This window comes from Aliisedimentitalea sp. MJ-SS2 (assembly GCF_032586155.1).
Lineage (GTDB): Bacteria > Pseudomonadota > Alphaproteobacteria > Rhodobacterales > Rhodobacteraceae > JAWHTC01.
Genome location: NZ_JAWHTC010000002.1, coordinates 677,508 through 704,499, shown reverse-complemented (window position 1 = coordinate 704,499; position 26,992 = coordinate 677,508). Strand labels below are relative to the sequence as shown.

Annotated in this window: 18 protein-coding genes and 2 pseudogenes; 18 read left to right on the top strand and 2 right to left on the bottom strand. The window is 56.4% G+C overall.

All coding sequences use genetic code 11. The features are described 5' to 3' along the window. Positions 1–93: 93 nt before the first annotated feature. Positions 94–4,815, bottom strand: a complete 4,722-nt coding sequence (locus RXV86_RS09900; RefSeq protein WP_316299334.1) for a peptidoglycan DD-metalloendopeptidase family protein — start codon at positions 4,813–4,815, stop codon at positions 94–96. 396 nt (positions 4,816–5,211) lie between these two features. Between RXV86_RS09900 and RXV86_RS09895 the strand changes: the two genes are divergently transcribed. The 6 genes and pseudogenes from RXV86_RS09895 to RXV86_RS22065 all read left to right on the top strand — a co-directional run bounded on the left by RXV86_RS09895 (position 5,212) and on the right by RXV86_RS22065 (position 12,028). Next, positions 5,212–6,399: a hypothetical protein gene (locus tag RXV86_RS09895; RefSeq protein ID WP_316299333.1), complete on the top strand. Its 1,188-nt coding sequence runs from the start codon at positions 5,212–5,214 to the stop codon at positions 6,397–6,399. Next, entirely contained in the window at positions 6,375–8,210 is a 1,836-nt protein-coding gene (locus tag RXV86_RS09890) for a M23 family metallopeptidase (RefSeq protein ID WP_316299332.1), read from the top strand. The genes RXV86_RS09895 and RXV86_RS09890 overlap by 25 nt, the downstream gene beginning before the upstream one ends. Positions 8,211–8,299: 89 nt before the next feature. Continuing rightward, positions 8,300–9,922 carry a hypothetical protein gene (locus RXV86_RS09885; protein WP_316299331.1) on the top strand — a complete coding sequence of 541 codons (1,623 nt, stop codon included), beginning with the start codon at positions 8,300–8,302 and terminating at the stop codon, positions 9,920–9,922. A 54-nt stretch (positions 9,923–9,976) separates the two neighbouring features. Continuing rightward, on the top strand, positions 9,977–11,302 hold the full coding sequence (locus RXV86_RS09880) for a peptidoglycan-binding protein (RefSeq protein ID WP_316299330.1): 1,326 nt from the start codon (positions 9,977–9,979) through the stop codon (positions 11,300–11,302). A 280-nt stretch (positions 11,303–11,582) separates the two neighbouring features. Further along, a pseudogene (locus RXV86_RS09875) lies at positions 11,583–11,849 on the top strand (ANTAR domain-containing response regulator); the annotation flags it as partial. Next, positions 11,846–12,028 carry an ABC transporter substrate-binding protein gene (locus tag RXV86_RS22065; RefSeq protein WP_367575558.1) on the top strand — a complete coding sequence of 61 codons (183 nt, stop codon included), beginning with the start codon at positions 11,846–11,848 and terminating at the stop codon, positions 12,026–12,028. The pseudogene RXV86_RS09875 and the gene RXV86_RS22065, both read left to right, overlap by 4 nt. Here RXV86_RS22065 and RXV86_RS09870 read toward each other — a convergent pair. Then, positions 12,009–12,350: pseudogene (locus tag RXV86_RS09870) on the bottom strand (transposase); the annotation flags it as partial. The gene RXV86_RS22065 and the pseudogene RXV86_RS09870 overlap by 20 nt on opposite strands. Before the next feature lie 1,038 nt (positions 12,351–13,388). Between RXV86_RS09870 and RXV86_RS09865 the strand changes: the two are divergent. The 12 genes from RXV86_RS09865 (at position 13,389) to RXV86_RS09810 (ending at position 26,958) form a co-directional block, all read left to right on the top strand. Next, the gene (locus RXV86_RS09865; protein WP_316299329.1) at positions 13,389–14,294 is read left to right on the top strand and encodes a LysR family transcriptional regulator; all 906 of its coding nucleotides are present in this window, start codon (positions 13,389–13,391) and stop codon (positions 14,292–14,294) included. A 138-nt stretch (positions 14,295–14,432) separates the two neighbouring features. After that, positions 14,433–15,593, top strand: a complete 1,161-nt coding sequence (locus tag RXV86_RS09860) for an ABC transporter substrate-binding protein (RefSeq protein WP_316299328.1) — start codon at positions 14,433–14,435, stop codon at positions 15,591–15,593. Between the two features lie 64 nt (positions 15,594–15,657). Next, the gene (locus RXV86_RS09855) at positions 15,658–16,647 is read left to right on the top strand and encodes an ABC transporter ATP-binding protein (RefSeq protein ID WP_316299327.1); all 990 of its coding nucleotides are present in this window, start codon (positions 15,658–15,660) and stop codon (positions 16,645–16,647) included. Further along, positions 16,640–17,581 (top strand): ABC transporter permease, encoded by a 942-nt coding sequence (locus tag RXV86_RS09850; RefSeq protein ID WP_316299326.1) that lies wholly within the window; start codon positions 16,640–16,642, stop codon positions 17,579–17,581. The genes RXV86_RS09855 and RXV86_RS09850 overlap by 8 nt, the downstream gene beginning before the upstream one ends. Continuing rightward, positions 17,571–18,377, top strand: a complete 807-nt coding sequence (locus tag RXV86_RS09845; protein WP_316299325.1) for an ABC transporter permease — start codon at positions 17,571–17,573, stop codon at positions 18,375–18,377. The genes RXV86_RS09850 and RXV86_RS09845 overlap by 11 nt, the downstream gene beginning before the upstream one ends. Before the next feature lie 16 nt (positions 18,378–18,393). Next, positions 18,394–19,818, top strand: a complete 1,425-nt coding sequence (locus RXV86_RS09840) for a gamma-aminobutyraldehyde dehydrogenase (protein ID WP_316299324.1) — start codon at positions 18,394–18,396, stop codon at positions 19,816–19,818. An 861-nt stretch (positions 19,819–20,679) separates the two neighbouring features. Further along, complete coding sequence (dcm, locus tag RXV86_RS09835) at positions 20,680–21,720, top strand: DNA (cytosine-5-)-methyltransferase (protein ID WP_316299323.1); 1,041 nt, start codon at positions 20,680–20,682, stop codon at positions 21,718–21,720. A gap of 31 nt (positions 21,721–21,751) precedes the next feature. Then, positions 21,752–22,168, top strand: a complete 417-nt coding sequence (locus RXV86_RS09830; RefSeq protein WP_316299322.1) for a very short patch repair endonuclease — start codon at positions 21,752–21,754, stop codon at positions 22,166–22,168. Between the two features lie 71 nt (positions 22,169–22,239). Continuing rightward, complete coding sequence (locus tag RXV86_RS09825) at positions 22,240–23,874, top strand: ATP-binding protein (protein WP_316299321.1); 1,635 nt, start codon at positions 22,240–22,242, stop codon at positions 23,872–23,874. Continuing rightward, positions 23,875–24,708 carry an HNH endonuclease gene (locus tag RXV86_RS09820; protein ID WP_316299320.1) on the top strand — a complete coding sequence of 278 codons (834 nt, stop codon included), beginning with the start codon at positions 23,875–23,877 and terminating at the stop codon, positions 24,706–24,708. Beyond that, the gene (locus tag RXV86_RS09815; RefSeq protein WP_316299319.1) at positions 24,701–26,527 is read left to right on the top strand and encodes a DEAD/DEAH box helicase; all 1,827 of its coding nucleotides are present in this window, start codon (positions 24,701–24,703) and stop codon (positions 26,525–26,527) included. The genes RXV86_RS09820 and RXV86_RS09815 overlap by 8 nt, the downstream gene beginning before the upstream one ends. After that, a complete protein-coding gene (locus tag RXV86_RS09810; protein ID WP_316299318.1) occupies positions 26,524–26,958 on the top strand; it encodes an EcoRII N-terminal effector-binding domain-containing protein in 435 nt (144 codons plus the stop codon). The genes RXV86_RS09815 and RXV86_RS09810 overlap by 4 nt, the downstream gene beginning before the upstream one ends. The last annotated feature ends 34 nt before the right edge of the window (positions 26,959–26,992 follow it).

The window sequence follows — 26,992 nt, the reverse complement described above, 5'->3', positions numbered from 1 at the left end:
GTGACGGCGTCAGACCGGGGTTGTTGCCGGTGTCATGATGTCGGATGGCGCTGCATGACGCGGCCCGGGCGGGCGGTTCGCGTGCAGGGTCCGTCAGAAGAATCCGAGAAGATCCTCCCAGGAGTAGTTGGACGCCAGCAGGCTGTCCCTGAACAGCACGGCCCGCTGTTGTGCGGTCGAGGGATCGTTCTGTGCCGCGCCCCATTTCACCCAAGGCAGGATATCCAGCATCATGTGGCAGGCAGGCAAACCGCAGTAATTGAAGGTGCCGTTGTTCCGGCCGTCGAACACGATGGTCGTTTTGTCATCACTGCCGCGAAGGAAAACATGTTCGCGCCCGTCGCCGTGAACCCACTTTTCCACCCGAGAAGCATCAAGGCCGATTGCGTGGAACGCGCTTTTTTGCGGGCTGAGCTTCTTGAAGCCCGAGGCCTCGAGGTCGGCGTAGGGGAAGGATGGTTTCTGATTCTTGCTGCGCGCCGTGTTCAGCAGCCAAAGCGTATAGAACTCGCCATGACTAGAGCTTTCAATCGGCGGGATGCCGGCGGTCAGGGTCAGGATTTCGCGCGACAACATCATCTTTTTCATGATCGCGTCCAGATAGGCAAGAATCTGATCCGGCGAGGTGTCGTCGTCTATCCTGTTCATGACGCCAACAATCTGCAGCATCCATTGGGTGTTCTGCTTCTCGAAAATCAGGCTGCGGTAGGCGTCCCTGATCTTGTCGCCGCCCGCCTCGTCGTAATAGTGCCAGGCGCGTATGTCTTCGGCGGTGTATTTCGGCTCGGCGGGTGTTTTCGCTGTGGGGTCCGAGGCAGTCATGGGTTCAGGCTGGGAAAACGCAGCCAGGTCAGCGCATTTTGCGAAAACGCCTTCGTGACTGTCCACAAGGCAATCGCCGATATTGTCGGGTTTGCCGTAGACAATGATGTCTTCCCCGGCTTTCGCCAATCGCACCTTGTCATAGGCGGGTGCGTTGTTGCGCCAGGTGCGAACTTGGATCCAGGTTTGCCGGATCACTTTGGTGCGAGTGAAGGCCGCAGCGGTCGCACCGCCTTGGTCCAGCGTGATTTCTTCGACGTATTTTTTACCACGGGTCAGAAGGCTGTCGTGCGGCCAGCCCTGGGAGGTAACGAGTTGGGCGAAACCGCCATGCTCGTATGCGGGTTCGCTCAGCAGCGCCGCGGTGATGGCATACCAGCCGTTGGCCGATTTGAATATACGGGCACCTTGGCCGGTTTGCCGCGCCACGGCGATGGCTTCTTCGACATTGTTTCGCGAGGCAACCTGGACCCACATTGTGCCCGAGGGTGCGGAATAGCGTCCCGACTGACCGTTTGTCACTGGTGACGCGGGTGTTTCGAGAACCAATGAATAGAGGTTGGGCTGACCGTAGTAGTTCTTGCCCGTCTTCTTGAGGTTCAGCACCCATTGCGGTGCGCCGCTCATGTCGTCACCGCTGAAATGGCCCATGCCGTCGAACTGATTGGCGGGCTGGACCCAGCCGCGCGTTCCGGCCTCGGTCGTGATCAGGTACCACCGCTGCCTGTTGTCGTGATGGCAGGGGTTGATCGACGGATCGCTTACCCCGGGCTGGTCTTGAAACTCAGGGTCAAAGAACTGTTCCAGACGGTTTCCCGACTGGAAGACGCTGTACCCCTCGCCGATGTAATTGAGCCGCCAGAGGATATCGCCCGGTCTGGGCCGCTTTGCTCCAGTAAGCCCGTCGAGGGATTTGACAAAGCGTGATTTGCACGGCGCCAACCAGACTTCGGCATGTTCGGAAAAAACCCATTCGCGCGGTCTGATGGTTGCCACCACCTTGTTGCTGCCCGGCGCTTCGACCAACGATACAGTTTCCCGCGCTCTGAAGGGGCCGCGGCCGATACAGCCTTCGCCTTCGCAGGCGCCCACGATTTTGGGGCACTTTAGCCCGGATTCTCGAACGCTTGGCAAAGAGCACATCCGATTGAACGTGGCCCGGTAAGACGACAACGTCGCGTTTACAGAGTTTGCTGGAGCCTGGTTCGAAGAGGGCAGAACACGTGACACGGGCAGTTTGAAGGGTGAAAGAAAAAGCGTCCGCCCCCGGTCGCCGTCGCCGTATGTTCGCGTTGACGACAACAGCGAGAACCCGATTGTGTCGAGCCCGGCCAACGCATCATAGGAAATCGTGACGCCTTGCGTCGGACGGCGTAGCGACAAAAGGCCGTTGCTCAAAACCGCGGCTATGCCCGAGTTTTCGCTGAGGACGGCTTTGCAGTCCTTGCACTCCTTGCCAGCGGATACGCTTAGCGACAGGTCGAATGCTTCATGCGGTTCAACGGGATTGAACTTCATGTTGGACTGTTGGCGCCCCTGAATGCCGACCAGATCAAAGGTGACGGCGGTGCTGCCGCGTCGGACACCGATCTTGAAACTGCCGGACAGGCCCTGGCCGCCAAAAAGCTGGACGGTCTGGATCGTGTCATATTCAGCTGAATGTGATGGGGTCGTCGGCTGCCCGGTTGCGGCATTTGTTTCCGGGAACCAGGCTGACCATGCTGTTCGCAATACGCTGTCGTAAGGGCATATGGTGAACCGTCTAGGCGCCGAATCCCGCTTGATTGCGGTGGGCATGTCCAGGTCGATGAAGCTTTCGCTCGAAACGATGTCGAACCTCCATCGGGCCTTGTTGCTCTGATTGCCTTCGTGGCAGGTGCCCCGAAACAGTGTCACACCATCTCGGATATCGGTTCGGGCAGTTTGGCAACCGCCCTCATGGCCCCAGGTCGTGGAGGCCCCGCGGATAATGCGTTGCCGCAGATGGCTTGTCTCGAACGGTAGTGATTCCAGCTTACACAAAGACGGATCATCAACGTAGATTCCGGTTCTCAGCGGCGTGTTCGCGGTGATCCCGTCAGGCAAGCGTGCCCCGGCGCAAGGTGCGCTGAAACCGTCGGCATTCAGCAGGTAGCGCAAGGTTGCCGTGTCCGGTTGGCCGGTCGGTTGCAGGCAGTGCTCGACCTGGAACTCCATCAGGGCCTGTCGGGTTTGTGGACCCGGATGACCGTCCATCTCGCCGGCCTCGTAACCATTGATGTTGAGCATGACCTGGAGGCTGTCGGGGTTGTTACGTAGGACGTCCACCGACATAGCCGTTGAGTCATCCGGATCGCCCAGCAGTAGTCCAATTGGGCGACGGACAAGCCGCCCGCCGGTGGATGGCCCTATTTCCAGATACGAAACCGCGGTGCCAAGGATGGGGCAGGCGCGACAGAAATCCGTGACCATCTCGCTCAGCGCGAAGCGCTGTGTTCCGTCAGACAGCAGGCGGTGCGAATTGATGTTCAATGCCCAGTTCTGTGCCTTGGGGAACTTTCGCAGCATCTTGCGGCTGGTCGCATCACGGAACGTAGCCTTAAGGTTCCGAGCGCCTTCGACCGGTGAGAAGTCCAGCGATCCGTTCAGAAGCACTGGTTGGAAATAAACGCCTGCTCCGGCAATTTCGGCGACCGCGAGATCAATTTCTCCTAACTCCTGAAAATAGTTGGCAACTGTCGTACCCGAGTAGTCACCTTCGAAGGTATAGGAAAATGTGATTGCCGCTTTCGAAAGGCCGATACGTTTGAGGCAGGCGGGCGTACGATCTTCCTTAGCGCAGGGCCGGTAGCCAATTTCGATTGACGGGTCGGGAACGATGTCCGGTCCCCATTTACCCGGACTCGCGCTGCTTGTGCTGGTTTGTACTGGTACCGAGGAGATGGTTGCCACCGGTTGAGGCGTGTCGAACCAATCGCCCGGGTTCGTCCAGTCGCTTGTCAGAACAGCCCCGCTGGATTGATCGCCCGCGCCGTAGATGTTGCCCCATGTCGGGTGATAGAGTTGCCGAACCCCTTCAAAGTGGCGGATTTCGAAATGCAGGTGGCAGCCCTGGGCGGCGCCGGTATCCCCGGTCACACCGATGCGGGCGCCGGAAACGATTGGCCCGGGCTCGACCTCGGGGGTGCCGGCAAGGTGAAAATAGGCCGTATAGGTCGGCTTGCCGTTCACTTGGCCATGGTCGATCACCACGGCATTACCGACGGCGCAGTAGTCGCGCACTGCGTCGGCGGCCGCCTTGCGTTCGCTGGCGTTGGCGCAAATCGCGTCAATGCGCGGAACGCCCCGCGGTTTGGACACAACCCGGGTCACGCGCCCGGCCCCAGCGGACAGGACCGGAAGACCGCAGCCACCGCCGATGTCGATACCGGGATGGGTGCGTTTGCCCCATGATGGGTACTGGCCATGTGAATAGCCCCCGCCAAGCTTGCCCCCGGGCACGATACGTTCGACCCAGTCCGGCGTGATCACTTGTGGCGTTGGCTCGGTGGCCTTGGCCTGTGCGTGGGTCATTGTTGGGGCGGTTTGCGGTGATGCGGCGGGTTTGGCTACGGCGGCGCGCAACGCGGCAACGTCAATCGGTCCCAGCGGCTGGCCCTGAGCTATCCTCTGTCCGGGGATCGACGTGGGGAACTCGGCGGCAATCCGGTCGATGATTGCCAGAATGTTCTTGTAGATATCTGCCCGTTCGGTTTCGGGTTGTCCGAGCGCCTGTGCATATAGGCGGATGGCCTGGCCAAACAGCAGGTTGGCATCAGCAGTGGAGGTCTGCGACGCGCCGGACGATTGGGAATTGGTTGTTTGCGACGCCAGGATTGGGGTGTTTTCAGCAGATCCGGACAGGTGCCGAAGGCTGTCGGCCGATTGAGCGGCAGCCGTGCCGAGGTTGGGAGCCGTTCGGTCAATTTGTGCCGCCACGGCGGAACAGGTGACAAAAAGAATGCCGGCAGCCATCAACAGGCTGGAGGGGCAACGTGTTGCCGTTCGTTGTGCCGACTTCGCGATAGGCGTGCGACTGGTGACCTTTATCCTTTGCATGTCTGCACCCTGGATTGAACGGAAGGGTGACGCTGTTTCGGAATTGGGCAGATCATGCAAAGCTCCGCGTTATTATTGAATTGCCACTGAAAAACACTCGGACGTGGACGAACTGGTGCTGTTGCAATAACAATGACCCTAAATCCTGCACTTGGGAAGTTTTGACAAAAAACACATTGGAAAGATACATTTGGCTGTGGGGGGCCTTTCAAATTGCTGCGCTTGATCCGTAATTTAAACCCTTGTCGAATTGGCCTTCTTTGGCTGGTTTCGGTTGCCGTAGTCCTGACCGTTTTTCCTTTCGATCCCGCGATGTCTCAGAATGCGCCGCGCCGGTCGGAATTGCAAAAGCTGGTTCAAAATGAACTGCCACCCTATTGGGCGATTTCCAAGTTTACCGTCGGAGAGCCGGAGAAAAACGTGACCGGCGACAAGAACCGACAGATATTCCGCGCCGAGCTGCAGATTGCGACACGTGAAAACCTTTATGCCCCGCTGGAACAGGTTGGTCCGTTCCAGCTTGTTGTCGATACGCTGGCCCGCGAAGATACCGTCGACCTGCATGCGGTGATCGACCTGACCTGGCAGAGCGGCGCTTGGAAAAGTGGTATCAGCCTGTCGCATGATACCCAGGCGTTCGGACTCCCACTGAAGCGGTTCGATCTGCCGCCTTTGATCGTTGGCTCACCCGAGGCGGAAAAGAAGCTGAAACAGGTTTCCGATGCCAGGCTGATCGAGGAGGCTGCGACACTTGGACGGCAGTCGGCAAAGGCGCTGGAGCGGGTTCGTGAAACCGGGCGCAAGCAACAGGATGCCTTGAAACAGCAAATTGCGGCGGACCTGCGCGCCGAGCGGGAACATGCTGCAGCCGAACTTTTGAAGATCGTGACCGAGCATGCAAAGACGCGGGGTGAACTCATTGTCCGGCAACGCCAGCAAATCTCGGAACTGGAAACCGGCCTGGCGGTCGAGCGCCAGGCGTTGGCGCGCCAGGTCGAGATGGCAACCGACATCAAGCAGAACCAGAACGCTTTGGCCAGGTTGCTTGGAGGGATTGCCCTGGCCGACAAGGCGGCGCTCGCCACCTTCCAGAAGATGCGCGAAGACCGGATCGCCCAATTGGACAAGCTACCGAAGAACTGGCACGGGCAGGTGAATTGCACGGCGAAGGAGGATCCGAACCTGCGCTTTGACCGCCGCGTTGAGCTGCAATTTGACGAGGTTTTGTCAAACGGGTTCAGGGCAAGCCTTTGGGTCAATCGCGGTTCCCAATACGACAATGCGACCCCTGCCGAAGTTGTGCTGGTCTCTGATGTTTTGACGCCACCATTGAAGTTCCGTTTCGTCGCGCCACACGCAATCAAGCTTCGCGATCCGGTGCCCCCGGCATTTGTTCTGTCTCTTGCCGAGGACGGAACCCTCGAAGGCGATCAACCCATGCAGGCGCGTATCAACAGGAAGGATCGGGAGGTTCAATGCAGTTTCAGTTTGTCCAGTTGATGCGTCAGGTCAACGGCTCTTGCGCGGCGAAGGCGGGACGCAGACTGTCGTTTGCCGTTGTTTTGACGACGAGCCTCTGGCTGTTTACCTCCGCAGTTGCAGTGCAGGCACAGGATCAGGACAACAGCGCCGCGAATATCGCTTTTGCCGAGGCGCTGCTGCTGCACAAGGATTTCGGAACCCTGGAAGGGACCGAACGTGTGGCGCGCGCGCGCGATATTCTGCGCATTCTCGACCTGATCGTTCAGGCCTATCCATCATCGCTTCCGGCTCAGCGTATCACGCAGGGTCAGCCGCTTGGCGCGATTGACGTAAATGTGCTCAGGGGGATTGCCGGCGATACGCCTGCAGCCGACCCGGCCCCCAAACCGGAAACGCAGGACGCTGCGGTCGAGGCCGTTGTGGAGGACGGGGAAACGAAAACCGCTGCGACGCCAGAACCCGAAGCCGCGGGCCCGGCCCCTGTCACCGAGGAAAACTGGTTCGAACGGGTTGTTCCGGGCGGGTCGACTGACGGGGCCTTTGAACACGCGGCGTTTCCGTCCAACGGTCAGCGCACCCATCCGGGTGTCGACATCCACGCGCCTTGTGGTGCCGAGGTCCAAGCCGCCAAGGATGGTGAGGTGGTCGCGGTGGTCAAAGCCGGTGATCCGGCCTATGCCGACATCGGCAATGCTGTGATCATCCGCCATACGACGGTTGATGAAACAGAGGTTTTCAGCGCCTATTTCCACCTCGACAAGACCCCGGTGGTTGCGTTGGGAAAGGTCACCTCGGGCACGATCCTTGGGGGCGCGGGAAAGACCGGTGCGGCCGATGCGTGCGGCGTGCATTTCGAAATCCGCCACTTTGAAAGCGAAACCTTCTTCCACCCGCTGTGGCATTCCACACTTGCATTGGGGGATTGGAGCAAGGACGAGACCTTTCTGACCGGCTGGAGCGATCCGGCCGCTTGGATCAAGTCCGAGATGTTTGCGGACAGGCTGCGCTCGGGTGGGTTTGATGTTCTGATGTCTCCGGTGGCTACGGTGGGTGGTCTGACATTATATCCCGAAACGTTGTTGTCCGAGCTGCCAGTGCGCAAGCGGGCCAGGGTGTTCCAAAACTCCGACAAGAAACACGGCGGATTTCAAATAGAGCTGAAACGGGAACAAGACGGCTTTGAGGTTGATGTTTCCGTCTTTAGTCTGGAAGGCCGGGACGGCAAGGATCTGACCAAGGCCGACAAACTAATTGTCCGCCTGGACGCGAGTCGGAAATGCAGCGCGTGCGAACCGCTTTTTTCGTCCAAGAGAACCACGACCTACGGCCGGTTGGCGAAAAGACCCACTGGTTCGGGTGAGTCAGTGTCGTTTTCTATTCCCATCGAGCTTGCCGTGCTCAGCGAAACGCTCGGCGTGACCATTCTACGCGACACGGGTGAAGAGATCTTGGCCGCGACCGATGCGTATGAACTTGGAAGCTTTGAGGAACTTGCAGACCGGGACGCGTTGAGCAAAGAGGATGCGGTGTCGATCCTGCGCCGGGTCCAGCAATGCACCGGCTGGGGTTCGAACCAACAGTTCACCCTTAGGGTTCTGCTTGGGTTCGGCAGGGACGGGGGGGTTTATTCAAGCCTGACGCACCTGATCTATGCCGACGGGATCAAGGCGGTGCCGGCAGAAAACAAGCTTCGCAGCCTGGTTAAGAAGCTGCAGGCCTGCGAAGGAGACCTGTTCAAGGTATTGCCGTCGCATCTTTCTGGACCGAGACAGATCGAAATCGAATTCGGGCAGGAGGTGAAAGCGGACAGGAAGGCGGCAAGCGAATGACCCGGCAAGTCACAGGAACGTCAAGGCGCGTTGCCCGCGTGTCGGGGGCTCAAGGCGGGGTACAGCCCGGGGGATTTCAGGGGTATGCAATGAAAACATCCATCTTTGCCTGCGCACATCTGGCGGCCGTATTCGTGGCCGGCGTTGCCGTTGCGCAGGATACCGCTGATTCCGCGTCGGGCGCGGAGGGGACATCCCCGCCCTCGTTGCATTTGAAGCTTGATGGAATCGACCGGAACGTGGCCGCGTTCTGTGGCGAACTTGGACGCCCGGTGACGCAACGGGACCTCGCCGGGTTGTCGGGTTACGAAATCCGCCGATATGCGGACGGCAAGGAGTTGTATCGCGAAGTCATCGGCCCGTTTGGCAAGACAGGCGACAAAGTTCGTAGTTCGCGTTTCTTCGCCGACGGAACCCGCCGCGCGCAATATATCGAAATTCGTGATCGCCTGTTGTGTTTGGATACGCCCGATGGACAGGAAACAGAATGCGCGCGGCCGATTGTCTGCAAGGCCGACAACGCCGAGTTTGTCGCATTCGACCGGCATGACAATCCGTTGCTGAGCATTTCCAAATCGTTGCCTGCGGATCCAGAGGCACAAGCCAACGATTGGGTACAGTATGCCCGCGGGACGGCACAGCTGTCGCTTGCAGACGACAACCCGTTGTCCGGCAGGGTGACACCGGCCCGATATGTCTTGGGGTCCAAGACATGCAACGTTGGCGCCGGGCACCCGGAAGTCGATCAGGCTTATTCCTATGTATGGAACCAGGGATCCTGTTCCGGTGGGGTTGCGCGTGGGCGCGGGGAGATTCATTTCATCGACAAAACTGGCAAGATGGGTGCGGTTCCGGTTGGCGTTGGCCGGGGAATTGAAACACGCGGCGGACGCCTCTACTGGAGTTTTCCCAAGTTCGACTACGCGCTTCGGGTTGAATGCATGACGGCAAACAAGGGTATCCCGCGCAGCGCGGAAGAGGTCGCGTCCGCGGAACTGACACTGACGATTCCTGGAAATATCGAGGTGGGCGAGAAACTTGTCTACGAGAGGCTGGCGAAAACCGCCGTGCCGGTTGCCCGGGACATCTGCCGACCCGCGCAGGACGTGCCGATTGATCTCAGCCTGTTTTTGCAGCGGTCAAAGAGCCCGTTACTGGTGGTGCGGCACCGGGCAGGCAATGTTTCGGTCCGCTCGCAAAATGCGCAGGTGTTGCGCAGCGAGCGCTCGAGGGATTCGGCGGTACGATCCAAAAGCCGCGGCAGGTTTGCCAATGACCTTCGGTTCTTTCTGGAGAACGAACGCACGCGAAACCTGCAGGCCCTGATAAGCCGGGGGGGAGAGTTCAGGAACCTGGCAGATGCGATGCGGTCTTTGCATATCAAAAGCCTGATCGCATTGTCGGAAGGGGTGACGATCACGTTTCCCTGGAGAAAACCGACCTTTGCCAGCGACCAGTTTTCAGTTGCGTGGCGTACCAAATCAACCGACCCCGTAGACGTGTTTTATACCCGCCAACCCAGCGGATCGGCATGGCACGCGCTGCGCTCGGCCGTGCCCAAGGCATCTCACAATCAGGTGAACCTTCTTGTGACCTGCCGCATTCCGAAACGGGATGCCAAGCAGTTTGCAGCGAACCGGCGCGTTTCCTCTCGGGCAACGCTGCTGTCCTTTTCGCAAGGAAACATGGTTCTAAACTGCAGAAGAAACTAATGTGGGAATCAGCGCGCGGAACGCTGCGCTGGAAATGAAGCCCGGGGGTACAGCATGAAGACTCAAATGGAACACGTTCTGCGCGTTTTGGCGGTCCTGGTCTGTGTTAGCGGCGCCGGGATCTTTCCCTCGACCGCGATGTCCCAGACCGCACAAACGACCCCCGAGATACTTTTGGAAGACGCAACGAAGCTGTACCTGACCGGGCAGGATACCAACGAGCGCGATGTGTTCGTGCAAACCCGCCAAAAGCTCGACCGGATCGTGAACGAGTTTCCCGCTTCTGACCTGGCGGTTCGGATTTTGCTGCAAGACAAGATCGGCGAGTTGGACGTGGCCGAGCTTGATCGACAATTGTCCGCCGCGCCGAAGCCTGTCGCTCCGGTTGCCCCGGCCGCCCCGCAACCGTTGCCGGGGGCAACACCGCAGGCTTCTGGACAGACCGACACGGCAGCGTCAGCCGAAACCCCTGCCCCCGGGACCGCGACAAGCCCGCGCCCGGGAATTGCGACGACAGCGCTGCAAGCGATCACAAATGCGTTGCAGCCGTCAGGCGGCGCAGAACCCGAGGCCACACCGGACGAACCCGAAACCGCCACGCAGCCGCGCGATGTCGAACCGGTGATCCCCAGCGTCTCGATCAACCCCGACGGACAACAGGAGCAAATCATCAAGATGGCGCTTGGGACGTGTTTTCGGAAACCAAGCAACATTCCTCCAAGTGAGAGCGTGGCGATCGAGTTTGCCCTTGATGGTGCCGGGCACTTGTCTGGGATTCCCAAACGCGTGGGCACATCTGCGGAAACCGCCCAGATTCGACGTCTATTCCTCAGTGGGATTGTCGCCCTGGAGGATTGTTCGCCTTATCCCAACGACGGCCAGGCCAGAGACCTGAAGGTGGTGTTCACAGCGGGTGGGGTGAAGTCCGTCGAGCGTGTCGAGGCGCCAAAAGCGTCGCCGGCACAACCCGTTGTTGCCGCTGTGCAGCCCAGTGTCGTGCCGCCAAAGCCGAATTTTGTTGTCGCAACGAAACTGACAGAAAATGCCATGAAGCTGGATCGGGACAAGCGCAGGGAAATCCAGAGGCGATTGACGCTTCTGGGTTTCGATACCAATGGGGTGGATGGCGTTTTCGGCGCAAATACGAGAACAGCCATTTCGTCGTGGCAAGAGGCCAATGGCATGCCAGATTCGGGATTCCTGTCTGGCACGCAGCTGCTTGCGCTGAACCAGGAAAGCGAGGCGCTCTATGTCGATTACATCGCGAAAAACCCGGTCAAGAAGAAGACTGCAAAGAAGAAGAGAAAGCGCCGTGTCAAAGTGTGTCGACGCACGGCTATTGGCCTTCTGATCTGCCGCTACGAGTATCGCTGGTATTAGACAACCGACGCAACCAGTCGGCAGCGTGAACGAGGATCGCCGTCCAAGTTGGCAGGGGTGCGCTCCAAGCACCATTGCGCTTTGCCGGATTGCTGTGCGAGCGGCTGCACATCGAGGCCAATTGAGAACGTGGCAAGAGGCACCAGCTCTTCGTTGGCTGCTTCACAATTAGCCATTTACCGGCACGAGTGATGCTGGCCCCTGATCAACCACTTTGCGCACTACGGCGCGGTGTATTGCTGTGCGGTATACTCCAGCACAGTCTGCCGCGAAGTGATCGTTGCAACCCGAACGGCTCAAACCGGTCCTCGACGCCGCCCTGACCCGGTTCAACATGTTCAGCCGGATGCGCACGGAATTGGAAACCACCAAACGCGCCCTGGAAGAGCGCAAGGTGATCGACCGGGCCAAGGGCATGATCATGAAAGCGCGCGGTATCGAAGAGGACGCCGCCTATGCCCTGTTGCGGAAAACCGCAATGGACCAGGGCAAGCGCGTGGCAGACGTGGCACAGGCGCTGGTGACGGCTGCGGGACTTTTGTCATGATCGGTGCGGTGCTTTCTGTCGGGTTCATTCCCCTGGTGGACGCCGCGCCGTTGATTGTGTCCCAGGAAATGGGCTTTGCCGCACAGGAAGGGCTGGCGGTGAACCGGCTTTGTCGCACAAATAGGGATGTGAGCGGACTTCCCCTTTCCCGGGACGGATTTATCCTACGGGCACTGTGACGGGTATGCCCAGAGCGGTGTAGCGATTGAGCACGGCGATGCGGACCTGGATTTCCGCGACGTGTCGGTCGGAGTCCTTCGCCATGAGGCTTTGCCCCAGCAACTTGATACAATGCATCTTGGTTTCGACGCGGCTTCGTCGGTGGTATGCGCTCCAACGTCTCCACAGTGCTCGGCCCAGATACCGCGAAGCATTGACCGCCTCGTTCCGGGCGATAGCTCCGGCGCTCGTGGGCTTGCAGGGCATGGCATTCTTTCTCGGGGGTATGACGGCATGAGCGCCGCGCGAGGCAATCGCATCATGGCCTTTTCGGGTATCATATCCCGGTCATGGTCTGCGATTTGCCCTCAAGCGACCGGATGAAAGCCTGCAGCGATTCCGGCGTCGCATCAATGCCGCCGCGCGCGAACCTGAAAGCTCCCAAGGAGGTGGCGGCGGTGACGGCTGGATGCTTGGGCCAAAGCTGCGTGGCCTTGGGTCATTGCATTCGGACATCTGGCGGGGTGTGGCCTCGGATTTAGCTGACCTGAATGGAATGGCTGTGTTTCCCGTCGGAGGTTGGTGGCGTGAAAAAGCCGCCCTTAACCGGTATGATCGAACCGTACGTTACGCGCTTATTCTCAACTTGCGCGCGGAGGAAGAAGTGGATCTCAGGACTGAAATTGAAAACCAAATAGCCGTGCCAATCGACATTCCGGCTGGAGCCTAAGCTTCACTCCTTCTCGGCGATATGCTCGCGTTCTTGCGGCTCTCCTCTTGGTTCCTCGTGACCGACGCCTGGATTACTCCGGCGATGTTGCCGATTCCGCAACCATTCGCGCAGATAGGACGAAACAAGCGTCGTTCAAGGCTTGGGTGGATTTCCCGCGTGTGGTTTGCTGACGTGGAATGGTTGCTTTCAATGAGTTGGAAATGCCTTTCACAACTGCAGCGAATGACCGGTTTCCGCCGGACCTGCTTGAGCGTCCCTTGCGATCTATCGGAAAGCTGAATGTCGTGTTTGGGCTGTCTCCGGCCGCTAGCGCGCGCTGGCTGCCGTCCTGGGCCGCGATCAACACGCCGCGCCGCCGCATGGCGGCTAGGAGCCCATTTTGGCCGATGTTGCGCAACCTTTGAATAACAGCTATGCGCAGTAAGCAGACTTGGAGGGCGTGGATTACTACCGTACCGTAACCATCTAGTGTGTCGTTGTGCGTCGCGCAGCTCTTCCGTCAAGGCGGCGACCGGCAAAGTGAACACATGCTATTCTAGGCTAACGCCCCTCTGGCCCAGAAAACACCATCTCGATGGCAACCAAGCCAATCATGCACTAACAATCGCACTGGACCCGTCAAACAGGGCTACACAAGGACCTTTCGAATGGCCTTCACAATCCGACAGCTTCAGTATTTTGTCGCCGTTGCCGAAAACGGATCCATTAGTCGTGCATCGCAATCTTTGGCAATCTCTCAGTCTGCCGTGACAGAGGCGATCAAGTTTCTGGAAGAAGACCTCGGAGTAAAGCTTTTTGCGAGGCATTCACGGGGCTTGAGTATCACACACAAAGGGCATCAATTCCTACGTCACGCAACTTCCATTTTATCTGAAGTTTCCGAAGCGCGGCGTTCGCTTGAAATCAAGGAGCAGGAAATCCAAGGAACATTGCACCTTGGGGTAACCTCCTTGATGGCAGGCTATGTCTTGTCTGATTTGCTCGCGCGGTTCCGGCGTGCGAACCCGGAAGTGGACGTGACCGCGATTGAAGACAATGGTGGGTACTTGGAGCACCTTTTGATCGGTGGCGAACTGGATGTCGCCGTCATGGTCATTTCCGACCATTTGGACAAGTTGGCGCTCCACGTTGAGATTCTTGATGTTTCGCCTTACCGACTTTGGCTGCCCATCGGGCATGATTTGGCAAAAAAGGATAGCATCAGCGTCGAAGATCTCGCTGGAGATCCTCTCATAGCATTGGACATCGATGAAATGGGCGAAGCGGCCATCAAATTCCTCGCTTCCCCGGGGGTAAGGCCGAAGGTGGCTTTCCGCACCAGATCGGTGGAAGCGGTACGCAGCCTTGTGGCGACCGGAGCGGGAATCGCTGTGCTTCCAGATCTCGTGTATCGCCCATGGTCTCTCGAAGGAGATCGGATTGAATCGCGCGATATCTCCGGGACATTGCCTTCGGTTCAGCTAGGATTGGTCTGGCGAAAGGGGTCTCCTTTATCCCCCGCGGCCAAGGATTTCATCGATATTGTTCAGGGAATCCATAGCACTAAAGCATAACCGCCAGTCGCTATCTGTTTTTCCGATATCACTTTTCTGATAATTGAATTTGCGAATTCTGAGACCCTTACACATGCTTGGCTATGTAAAAGGCCGATAGGGCCTCCCCAATCATTTTCAAATCTCAGGGAGCGAAGCATGAGACAAGTCCTAAAATCCTGTACGGCGATTACGTGCGCGATAACCATTGCAGCGCCGTCACTGGCCGCAGATATGGTCACTGAAATAGGAGCTGGCGAAGGTCAGGTTAACATCGTGGCATGGCCGGGGTACATCGAACGTGGCGAAACGGTGGAAGCCTTCGACTGGGTCACCAAATTCGAAGAAGCCACCGGTTGTATGGTCAAGGTTAAAACCGCCAACACCAGCGACGAAATGGTAGCACTGATGAACGAGGGAGGTTTTGACCTCGTGACGGCTTCGGGCGATGCCTCATTGCGCATGATAGCGGGCAAACGCGTTCAACCCGTGAACATCGACCTGATCCCGAGCTGGGGCAGTGTCGACGAGCGCCTCAAAGAAGCACCTTGGCACTATGTGAACGCCACCCACTATGGCACGCCCTACATGTGGGGCCCGAACGTGCTTATGTACTCGACGGAAGCCTTTGACGAAGCACCCACAAGCTGGTCGGTCGTGTTCGAAGAGACGATGCTGTCTGACGGCAAATCCAACAAGGGCAGGGTTCAGGCTTATGACGGCCCGATTCACATCGCGGATGCCGCCAACTACCTGATGTTTCACAAGCCCGAGTTGGGCATCACTTCACCCTACGAATTGAACCAGGATCAGTACAACGCTGCTCTGGACCTGCTGCGTGGCCAGCGCGAACTGGTGTCACGCTACTGGCACGATGCATTCATCCAGATCGACGACTTCAAGAACGAAGGCATGGTCGCCTCCGGTTCATGGCCGTTCCAGGTGAACCTACTGCAAGGTGACGGCGCCAAGGTCGCGTCGGTCATTCCGCAAGAAGGCGCCACCGGGTGGGCAGATACCACCATGATGCACGTGGATGCGGAAAACCCCAACTGCTCGTATATGTGGATGGAGCATACTCTGTCTTCGAACCTTCAATCGGACCTGTCGGTCTGGTTCGGCGCCAACCCGGCTGTTCCGGCGGCCTGTACCGATGGTCGAGGCATGCAAACTGCCGAAGGATGCACCAAGAACGGCATGGATGAATTCGAACGCATCAAGTTCTGGCAGACACCGGTATCCAAATGTGAGAGCCAGGAAACTTGTGTGCCCTACTACCGCTGGGTATCGGACTATATCGGCGTGATCGGCGGCCGGTAAAACCGACATTCAATGCCAACGCTGGTCTCCCCTCAGGGGGGCCGGCAAACCAAACGGAAATCCCATGACATCAGCAGTCTCATTTACCGGCGTATCGCGCCATTTCGGATCTGTTCGCGCAGTCGACGAGGTCGATATCAACATCGCGGAAGGTGAGTTCTTTGCCATGCTGGGACCGTCAGGCTCAGGCAAAACGACCTGTTTGCGTTTGATTGCCGGCTTCGAACAACCGACAGCGGGCGAGATATCGATTTTTAGCCAGCCGGCGCAAGGCGTGCCGCCTTACAAGCGCCACGTGAACACTGTTTTTCAAGACTATGCGCTATTCCCCCATCTGAATGTTCTAGACAACGTTGCATATGGTCTGATGATCGCGGGCATGTCCAAGAAGGAACGGCATCAGGCAGCAGAAGAAGCGTTGGAGTTGGTGGCTTTGCCGGGATACGGCGGGCGTAAACCTTCGGAGCTTTCAGGCGGTCAGCGGCAGCGGGTCGCCTTGGCGCGGGCCTTGGTCAATAAACCCAAGGTTCTTCTTCTGGACGAACCTTTAGGCGCGCTTGATCTCAAGCTACGTGAGCAGATGCAGGAAGAACTAAAGGCGTTGCAGCGCAAGCTTGGAATTACCTTCGTTTTTGTCACCCACGATCAGGGTGAAGCACTTTCGATGGCCGATAGGGTTGCCGTATTCAACGAAGGCAAGATCGTTCAGGTCGGCAAGCCGGAAGATATCTACTATCGGCCCGAAGTGCCGTTCGTTGCAGATTTCGTCGGATCGTCCAACGTGCTGCCGCCGCATGTTACTGAAAAGACGAAGGGTATCTGGGCCAATGCCGCCGTTCGCCCCGAAGCGGTAAGGCTCGGCGAAGAAGGTCTGCCTGCCACTGTCCGGGCAACCAGCTTTATCGGCACGTCGACCAGAGTCTCGTTGGAGCTTGATGGTATTCAGATGATCGCCCTTTTACCCAAGGGGCAAGCAATTCCGCCGGTCGGGGAACACACCCATGTGAGCTGGGCCGACGACGACATCCACCTGATGGAGCAGGCGGATGAGTGATGGTGTTCTTGATACAGATCGCAACGGCGTTCTGACGCGGATATCCGACACGTTGTGGCGAAACCCGCGGTTGACGATCCTACTGTTGATCGCACCACCTGCGCTTTGGCTGGGTGTCGTCTATCTCGGGTCGCTCTTTGCCCTGCTGGCTCAGAGCTTCTTTTCAATCGACGAATTCTCGGGCCTTATCATCTATGAGTTCACGCTCAAGACCTACAGCGAGTTGTTCACGCCTGCCAATTTCGACATCATTGTTCGCACATTCCTGATGGCCTCGGCCGTGACGATCGCAGCGGCAATTGTAAGCTTTCCGATAGCCTATTACGCGGCGCGTTACGCCAGGGGAAAGTGGAAGGCCATTTTCTATCTTGGCGTCATGCTGCCCTTGTGGTCGAGCTATCTGGTCAAGGTCTATTCATGGAAACTGATCCTGGCGAAAGAAGGCATTCTGAACTGGCTGTTCGAGACGCTGCATCTGAGTTGGCTGCTTGAGGCCTACCTGTCGCTGCCGATCATCGGTGGCAACTCGCTTTCCGTCAGTTGGACAGGTACATTTCTGGTGTTCCTCTACGTGTGGCTCCCGTTCATGATCCTGCCGATACAGGCCGCGTTGGAGCGCGTACCGCCCTCGATGATGGAAGCATCGGGCGATCTGGGCGCCACGCCGGGGCAAAGCTTTCGGCATGTGCTGCTGCCGCTCGCATTGCCTGGGGTTATTGCCGGATCCATCTTCACCTTCTCCCTGACGCTAGGCGACTACATCATTCCTCAGATCGTAGGGTCGTCGCGCCGGTTCATTGGTCAGGCCGTCTATGCCTACCAGGGCACCGCCGGGAACATCCCGCTGGCTGCCGCCTTCGCCGTTGTTCCGATTGTCATCATGGGAATCTACCTATGGATCGCCAAACGGAAAGGAGCTTTCGATGCACTCTGATCGCGCTTCCACCGGATTGAAAATCGCCGCGGGTCTTGGCCTCGCCTTTATGCACCTGCCGATCCTCCTGATCTTTGTCTATGCCTTCACCACCGAAGACAAATCTTATCAGTGGCCGCCCCCCGGACTGACGCTGAAGTGGTTCGGTGTGACATGGAACCGCCCCGACGTCTGGGAAGCGCTGGCGCTTTCGGCCAAGGTGGCATCGATCTCGACCGTGATCGCGCTGATCCTGGGCACGCTATGCGCCGCGGCTGTCAGCCGGACCCGTTTCTTCGGTCGCGAAGCTATCTCGCTGCTGGTGATCCTGCCGATCGCCTTGCCCGGGATCGTCACCGGCATCTCGCTGCGGTCGGCTTTTAACCTCGCCGACATCCCGTTCAGTTTCTGGACGATTGTTCTGGGTCACGCGACTTTCTGTATCGTGGTGGTCTACAACAACGCCGTTGCCCGGTTCCGCCGCACGTCGGGATCTCTGGTCGAGGCCTCGATGGACCTTGGTGCGACGAGCTTTCAGACCTTCCGGCATGTCATCCTTCCCAACATCTCCACGGCACTTCTGGCCGGTGGCATGCTCGCCTTTGCCCTCAGTTTTGACGAGGTTATCGTGACAACATTTACTGCCGGTCAACAGCAGACTCTACCGATCTGGATGCTCGAAGAACTGGTGCGCCCGCGTCAGCGCCCCGTCACCAACGTGGTGGCCATGGTTGTGGTCATCGTTACTTTTCTGCCGATCCTCGGCGCCTACTATCTCACCCGCGGCACTGACACGGTTGCCGGACAGGGCAAATAAGAACAGGGAGAAAATCATGGAAACCAACATGCTGATCAATGGTGCTTTTGAGGCGGGCACAGAGATGACCGAAACCGTCCTTAACCCGAGAACCGGCGAAGTAATCCTGCAAATGCCAGAGGCCAGCCCCGAGCAGATCGATAGCGCGGTCGCGGCAGCTCGTGAAGCGTTCCCGGCGTGGTCGCGTACCACGCCCGGCGAACGGTCGGCCATTCTGCTGGCCATTGCGGATGCCGTTGATGCCAACCTCGAAGAGCTGGCACAGCTGGAAGCCCTGAACTGCGGCAAGCCCATCAACGAGGTGCGTAACGAAGAAGTACCCGGCGTTGCAGACTGCTTCCGTTTTTTCGCAGGGGCCGTGCGCAATATGAACGGCCCGGTCGCAGGGGAATACCTTGAGGGGCACACCTCTATGATCCGTAGGGATGCAATCGGCGTTGTCGCCTCCATTGCCCCCTGGAACTATCCAATGATGATGATGGCGTGGAAGCTGGCACCTGCGCTTGCAGGCGGCAACACGGTCGTTATGAAACCGTCAGAACAAACACCGCTCACGGCACTGAAGCTGGCGAATATCTTGAACGATATCTTGCCCAAAGGCGTATTGAACGTGATCGTCGGTCAGGGCGGAAGCGTAGGTAATACGCTCATCAATCATCCGGGGGTCGACATGATTTCGATTACCGGCGACATCGCGACCGGCAAGAAAGTGCTTGTAGCCGCCGCCAATTCAGTCAAGCGCACACACTTGGAACTTGGCGGAAAGGCACCGGTCATTGTTCATGATGATGCCGATCTAGCCCGGGTGGTAGAAGGGTTGAAGGCGTTCGGTTATTACAATGCGGGTCAAGACTGTACCGCTGCGTGCCGCATCTATGCCGGGTCCAAAATTTACGACAACCTTGTGGCTGATCTGTCAAACGCTGCCGCGTCCATCCAATATGACAATGACGATGACACCGTAAACGAAATCCCTCCACTCATCAGCCAGCGGCAACGGGATCGTGTCGCGAGTTTTGTCCAGCGCGCCTCGGAACAGAGCCACATGGAAATAACAACAGGCGGCAGCCTGCACGAGGGCAACGGCTTCTACTACCAACCCACGGTGGTTGCAGGAGCTCTGCAAACCGATGAAATTGTACAACGTGAGGTGTTTGGTCCGGTCGTGTCAGTCACACGCTTTGGCGAAGACGACGATGTCATCAACTGGGCCAATGACAGCAAGTACGGTCTGGCCTCATCGGTTTGGACGAGTGATATCGGTAAAGCCATGGATAATTGTGCACGTCTCCAATATGGCTGCACATGGGTCAACACACACTTTATGCTAACCACGGAAATGCCCCACGGCGGAGTCAAGCAATCGGGATATGGAAAAGACATGTCCATGTATGCGCTTGAGGACTACACAGCAGTTAGGCATGTCATGATAGCACATTGACGGCACACGAGTCGTCACAAGTTCTTCCGCTGAAGCGAGACCGGGGTGTGAAGATCACAGCCCGGTTTTTCTTCAGGGCAACCGACCGATGGTTTCCGCAACCAATGATCGTTGCCAGAAAAGACATTCAAAATTGTTGTATATACTGACGCAAATGCAGAGGTTCGTTAGAACAGCAGAGAGAGTCTGCTTCCCATCCTAGGTGATTAAGCGAGATGTCCACTGTAGGCTGAAAGCAATCGTTGCCTGTTGTGATGCTAATGACGGGTTTGTCCCGCGTAAGAGACTTTCGGACCGACCGCAGCGAAGGTCCACTCTTCGCCCATCAGACCTCTTTTGTTTCAGCCTAAGAGCGGAGGAGGGTCAAATCTCGCAGGCAATGCTGCAATGATCGGGGCAAACCACCGTGATGCATCCGCAACAGCGATTCCGCCTGGAAAGGTCGGTCACGTTGCTTCCGTGTTGCTCGCGGCAAACTAAATGACACAGACGAGCAAAGGGGGGTCCCCTGCAAGCTATTGATATCATTTGGTTTAGTGGTGAGCCGTGCAGGATTCGAACCTGCGACCCACTGATTAAAAGAAAGAGCTCCACGGAAAGCCTGTATACTCAACATAGTCAACAGGCTGTTAAGTTGTGGTTTTCTAATGCCGCTCTATGTGGAGTGTCCGTATTGACGCTGTTTGCAGAGAAGATTTGCACCAAATTTGCACCAAGCAGTCGTTGACTGAATGTTAAGAGAAAAGCGCACAGACTGATAGGGCCCGCTGTTGTGCTAAGCCTTCCCTGCACTCCTCGAGCACTTCTGCCTGGACCGAGCAAGGCTGTCGATATACGGTGTGCCCAAGCGAGGAAGAGCAAATGCCCCGAGGTTTCACATTCATTGATCTGTTTGCTGGCATTGGTGGCCTTCGGCAGGCAATGGAGCGCATTGGCGGACATTGCGTGTTTACCTCTGAATGGGACAAGTTTGCGCGGCAGACCTATGAGGCAAACTACAAAGACAACCGGCCAATCGACGGCGACATTCAGTGCATCGATGCAGTTGACGTTCCAGAACACAACGTTCTTTGTGCTGGCTTCCCCTGCCAGCCCTTCAGCCTCGCCGGTGTGTCGAAAAAGAACGCTCTGGGGCGTGCGCATGGCTTCTTGGATGAGACGCAAGGGACGCTCTTTTTCGATGTCGTGAGAATACTCAAACACCATCGCCCTGAAGCTTTCATGCTGGAGAACGTCAAAAATCTCCGCAGTCACGACAAGGGTAAGACCTTTAAGGTCATCATCGGCGCTCTTGAGGAACTCGGTTACTCGGTAAAGTCGCAGATCATTGATGCACAGCATTTCCTGCCGCAGCATCGCCAGAGGATCGTTCTTGTGGGCTTTCTGCATGATACAGGCTTTGACTTTTCAAGTCTGGAACTGCCGCAAAAAGGCTCGTTTAAACTCTCTACCATTCTCCACCCGGAAGACGGGACAGAGGAACCAGAAGACCCATACACCTTGTGTGATATCGGTTCAGTCAACCCGAAGTACACGCTTTCAGACCATCTTTGGCAGTATTTGCAGGACTACAAAGAAAAGCATGCGAAAGCAGGTAATGGTTTCGGATGCAGTGTCTTTGGACCGAACGATGTAGCCCGTACTCTTTCTGCCCGGTATCACAAAGATGGCTCTGAGATCCTGATTGAACAAGGAAAAGGTGAAAACCCAAGGCGCCTGACTCCTCGCGAATGCGCGCGCCTGATGGGCTACCGCGACGATTTTGTGATTCCGGTTTCTGATACTCAGGCTTACCGCCAGTTTGGAAACAGCGTGGCAATCCCGGTTTTCAAAGAAGTCGCGCGAGTTATGGCTCCACACATTGCGGCAAACATTGACGCGAAGGAGGCCTTGGCTGGCTGACGTTCATGACAAGGAAACACGTAGCCGGAATATGGCTGCGATCCGATCGAAAGACACCAAACCCGAGAAACTCATTCGATGCGGACTTCATGCGTTAGGGTTTCGGTTCAGACTTCATCAGCGGAGTATCCCGGGAACCCCTGACATCGTTCTCCCAAAATACAATGCCTTGATCGACGTTCGCAGTTGCTTTTTTCATGGTCACGACTGCCGTTTGTTCAAGCTTCCTGAGACGCGCCGGGAAGCTTGGCGACACAAAATCGAGACAAACAGAAGTCGGGACTCAAACAACCTGGAGCTTCAGAAAGAGCTAGGCTGGAGAGTGGCGATCATCTGGGAATGCAGCATTCGCGGGCCGCAACGGCTTGAAGAAAAAGCGGTATTTGACTCTATCTCGCAATGGTTGTTGTCTAGCGAGGAAATTCTTGAATTAAGAGGCTCCACTTAGCGCGCGTCGTTTGACGACATACCCTCCAGTTTCACGCGCCGAGATAGGATTGCCTTTGAAAAAGGGACAAAATGTCAGACCTCATCAACCAGCCCGACGCAACCAGACTGATCTTTGGCCTTCGTGATACTGGTTACAGTTTCAACACTGCAGCCGCAGACATCATCGACAATTCAATTGCGGCGGATGCTACTGAAGTCAATGTTCAGATTGAGATCATGGAGGACGGACGAAAGTTCGTTTTCTTTGGTGATGACGGATCGGGCATGGACTACGATGAGCTCTTCGATGCCATGCGTTACGGTGCTCCTGTACGAGCGAATCTTGCCAGTCTCGGAAAGTTCGGCCTTGGTCTTAAAACAGCCTCAAGTTCGGTTTGCCGGAAGTACTCGGTTCTTTCGCGAAAATCTGGCGATGCAGTTCTAGAAAAGCTCACCTGGGATCTCGACTATGTAGCTGACTGTAACCGTTGGGAGATGCTCCGCGAGCCTGTTTCTGGAGGTGAGCGGGAAACCTTCGAAGAATTGTGTGGCAAACGCGGGACGCTTGTTATCTGGGAGAATTGTGACCGAATACTAGCCAGGGAATATGATGAGCCAGGCGGTGCCAAAGAACGTCTTGCAATCGGTCAGCTTTACAGACGTCTGAAGGAGCACGTTTCAGTTATTTACTATAGGTTCCTCGACCACGAAGATGATCGGCAGCGCAACATCACGATCTCCATCAACGGAGAGGCGGTTGAACCATGGAATCCATTTTACCCAGAGAAAGCTGACCAAGTTCTTCCGGAAGTACAGCAAACCCTCGAAATCGAGACTGAGGACGGAGAGATCGAGACTGCGCATATTCGCGCTTGGATTCTCCCGAATAGCAGGGATCTGACGGATGAAGAAAAGAAAATCGCCAGGATAACCAACCGGGGACAGGGTTTTTACATTCATCGCGAAGGCCGCCTCATCCAACAGGGCGGTTGGTTGGGCGTGTTTGGGGCGGTGGAGCCACACTACTCGTTGCTACGTGTCGAGTTCGACTTCGACCACAAGCTGGACGACGCTTTCCATGTGCCGGTGGACAAATCGAAAATTCGGTTTGATCCTGCTCTTGAAGAGGCACTCAAGGAGTTGCTTGCACCTACCTACAGAGAAGCGGGCAACCGGTACCGACGAAAAGAACGCGCAGTTATTGTTGAACGTGGCGTCGATCATACGAGCTCCAACAAAGCCATAGGCGGAACGCCGAACACCAAAAAACCGGCAATTCTGTCTGCGGATCCTTCTGGAAAATCTGTGACCCTCGACAACAATAGAGGTGCAGGGATCAATCTCCGAGTACATATCGACAAGAGCGTTGATCCGGACAACATCCACGTTGAGGCGTCAGAAAGCATTACCAGCGGGCATCTCTGGGAACCGGCGATGCGGAAGGACGACGACGGCGCACTTGTTCCGGGTGTCAGCATAAACAAACACCATGATTTTTATCAGAAGATATATCAACGTGCAGCTGCGAGCGGTTACGCCGTTGAGGGCATGGATCTGCTGCTATGGGCATTCGCTGTCGCTGAACAGAACAACACGAACTCAGAGCTCGAGGATATCTTTGAAGACATACGCGAAGAGATTTCAAGCAATCTGAAGAAGTTGTTACGTGAGGTGCCGCTTCCCGATGAAGAGGATATGGCGGAAGCAGACCTGCAGGACGAGTAAATGCTCGAACACAAAAAACGTCTTATCCTGGAGGAAGTAGCGGCAGGCACCGGCGCCAGCATAAGGATGGAAGAGGACGCTCATGGCATTCAATCCGGGCTAGTTCTGTCGTTTCTGGACCTGAGGAGATCGCACAGTCCGGCAGTAACGCTTCGCCCCAAGGGCCTGAACGGCTTCGTTGCACAACTGACATTTGGAAATTTTGCCGCAGACACGATCAAGCAAATGCAAAATGCAAGTGACGAAGAGATCCAACTTGCAAGAGCGCTGATTGCGTCCGTCAGGAAAGACGACTCCATTTCGGTCGTTGTAGGCGGGCAGCAAAGCCTAACCTCTTGGGAGCTCACTAACGGGCAGTTCACGATCACGGCCCAAAAGCGTGGGTTGCAGAACCGGTACGATGAGGACGTAATCGTCGAAACCTGTCGTGACTTAGTCACTCCCATGCTGGCGGCTATGGCTGAGCTCTACGGTTATGACGCTGCCGATAGCACGGCTATGCAGGAGGAAGAGGCGGCAAAAGAGGGTGCGGTTTCCGTCCTTGAAGTGAGGAGAAGGGAACGCAATCCGCGAAACAGGCTATTGTGCCTGCGAATCCACGGCGCGTACTGCAAAATCTGTAAATGTGACCCAAAAGCAGTTTACGGAGAAGCCGGCGAGATAATTGAAGTTCATCACCTTCAACCGCTTTCGCTTTCCGACGAACCCCGAGTTTACGATCCTACAACCGATTTGATCCCGCTCTGTCCAAACTGCCATAGCGCGGTGCATACCCGTCGCCCGGTACCGTGGACTCCCGAGCAGGTCGCAGAGATGATGAAACAAAATGGCTAGAGGCGTTGAGCATTTCCCCTTCCTGTTTCGGGAGCTCGCGGCCTCTCCCCCTGAAGGTTTTGAGATTTCCCAACGGCTGCTCGAACCAGAAATTCTGCTTGAGAAGTCGGGGGACCGGTTCCGGGCAATTCTCACTGGTACAAAAACCATCAAAGGTGAAAAGAAAACTTGGAAAGCCACAAGCCCGGAGGCAAACTGGGTTGCAGATGGACATACCATCCATCCACTTCCGCACGACATTCCATCCTTTTTCCGTAAAGCAATCGACGGCTGCGACCCAGATAATCTGGTGTTTTCGCAAGTTGTTGCACTCATGCGCGAAGCTGACCAAGAGATCCCCATTCGAGCAGATGACAGTGTGTTCCGACCAGCAAAAGCTGTCGCTGACGAAGAAGTTGGTAGCCAACAGATTGACGGGTTGAATGCTACTCTTTTTCCTTATCAGGCGAATGGCGTAAGCTGGATGGATCGGACGATTGCCCACACAGGCGGGCTTATTCTCGCTGACGAAATGGGCCTTGGAAAGACGATCCAGATAATTGCTCTGCTTCTGCTGCAAAGCCCCTCTACGCAGCATCCAGCACTTATCATTTGCCCGACGAGCCTTATCGCCAACTGGCGGTCGGAGATATTCCGTTTCGCCCCGACACTATCAATACTGATTCATCGCGGTGGGAAAAGGACCGGTGTAAGCAGCGGGCTGCAACGGGCGCAGGTTGTCCTTTCAACCTACGACACGGTTGTAAACGACGTAGCAATATTTGAAGGAGTTGAGTGGTCCTGGCTGATTTGCGATGAAGCGCAGGCCTTGAAAAACCCAGATTCCGGACGGCGTCAGCATATCGCAAGGCTTCCTCGACAGCGAACAATACCAATGACAGGTACACCTGTCGAAACATCACTTCTTGACCTCTGGTCACTCGCCGACCTAGCCATTCCCGGCCTGTTACGGGAGCGCGAAGTATTCGAGATTGACTTCCCAAACACGGAGGATGCGGCACGAGAACTCGCGTGGTTAACGGATCCGGTTGTTCTTCGACGGGAGGTCAAGGATGTCGCTTCTGATCTTCCTGATCGAATTGACATTGATGTTCCGATCGACCTCGGTTCGAGGCTTGCGACGCTCTATGATGAGGTTCTGGACAATACACTTGAGAAATATCCAACTGCTGGCGCATTGGTGGCAACCGGGCAGCTTCAGTTGTTCTGTGCACACCCTTGGCTTCAGTACGAAGGCGGTGACGCGAAAGACGCAGAGACCGCGCTTGTACGCTCTTCCGACAAAGACCTTCTGACACCCAAAATCGAGCGCACGACCGCAATTCTGAAGGAAGCATTTGCAGCAAGAAAGAAAGTGCTGATTTTCGCCATTTTCAACCGATGTGGCGAAATCATTCGTGAGGCGGCAGACCGTCAGATTCCTGAAGCTTATTGGGGTGCAATCAATGGGAGCACGCCGCAGGAAGAACGACAGAAGATCGTTAATGAGTTCAGCGCGCACGAAGGCCCCGGATGTCTCGTGCTCAACCCTAAAGCAGCCGGCGCGGGGTTAAATATTACCGCTGCAACAATTGTGATCCATTACACGCAATCTTGGAATCCGGCTCTTGAGAAACAGGCAAGCGCCAGGGCCCACCGCAGGGGGCAGACTGAGCCGGTATACATCTACCGGCTGTTCTATGAGCACACTGTCGAGCGGGTTATGATCGACCGCTCCGAATGGAGAAAAGCCCTCGGTAACGAAGCCGTCCCGGTTTCGACACGTGACTCGGACGACCTCAAGCGAGCGCTATCAATCCGACCAGGAGGAACTGAATGAGCAACGAAATGACTTTCGAGAAAGAGTTAACCGCAAACGATACTGGTGAGACAAAGTCCCATCAGGCTGGAATACACATTCCGAAATGCCAAAAAGATCTCCTCGCATTCCTGCCTGAGCTCGATCCGTCGACTAAGAACCCTGATGCCTGGCTTGTAGCGACCGATGATGAAGGCATAGAGTGGAAATTCCGATACGTGTACTACAATAACAAATTCCACTCGGACCGAGGTACCCGCGACGAATATCGGATAACGCACATGACAAAAGCGTTAAGAGCACTTGGAGCGCGGGAAGGTGAAATTCTGTCTATCTCGGGGATACCGCGCTCTGGCAGAATTCGCATTAAAATCAGGCGTGAAAACGACTCAAAAACCGAAGTGCCTCAACCAGTAAGAGTAAAACTGGTAGGCTGGCGGAGGGTTCATTAAATACCCACACAAGTGGCTGGCTGCTAGAAACACT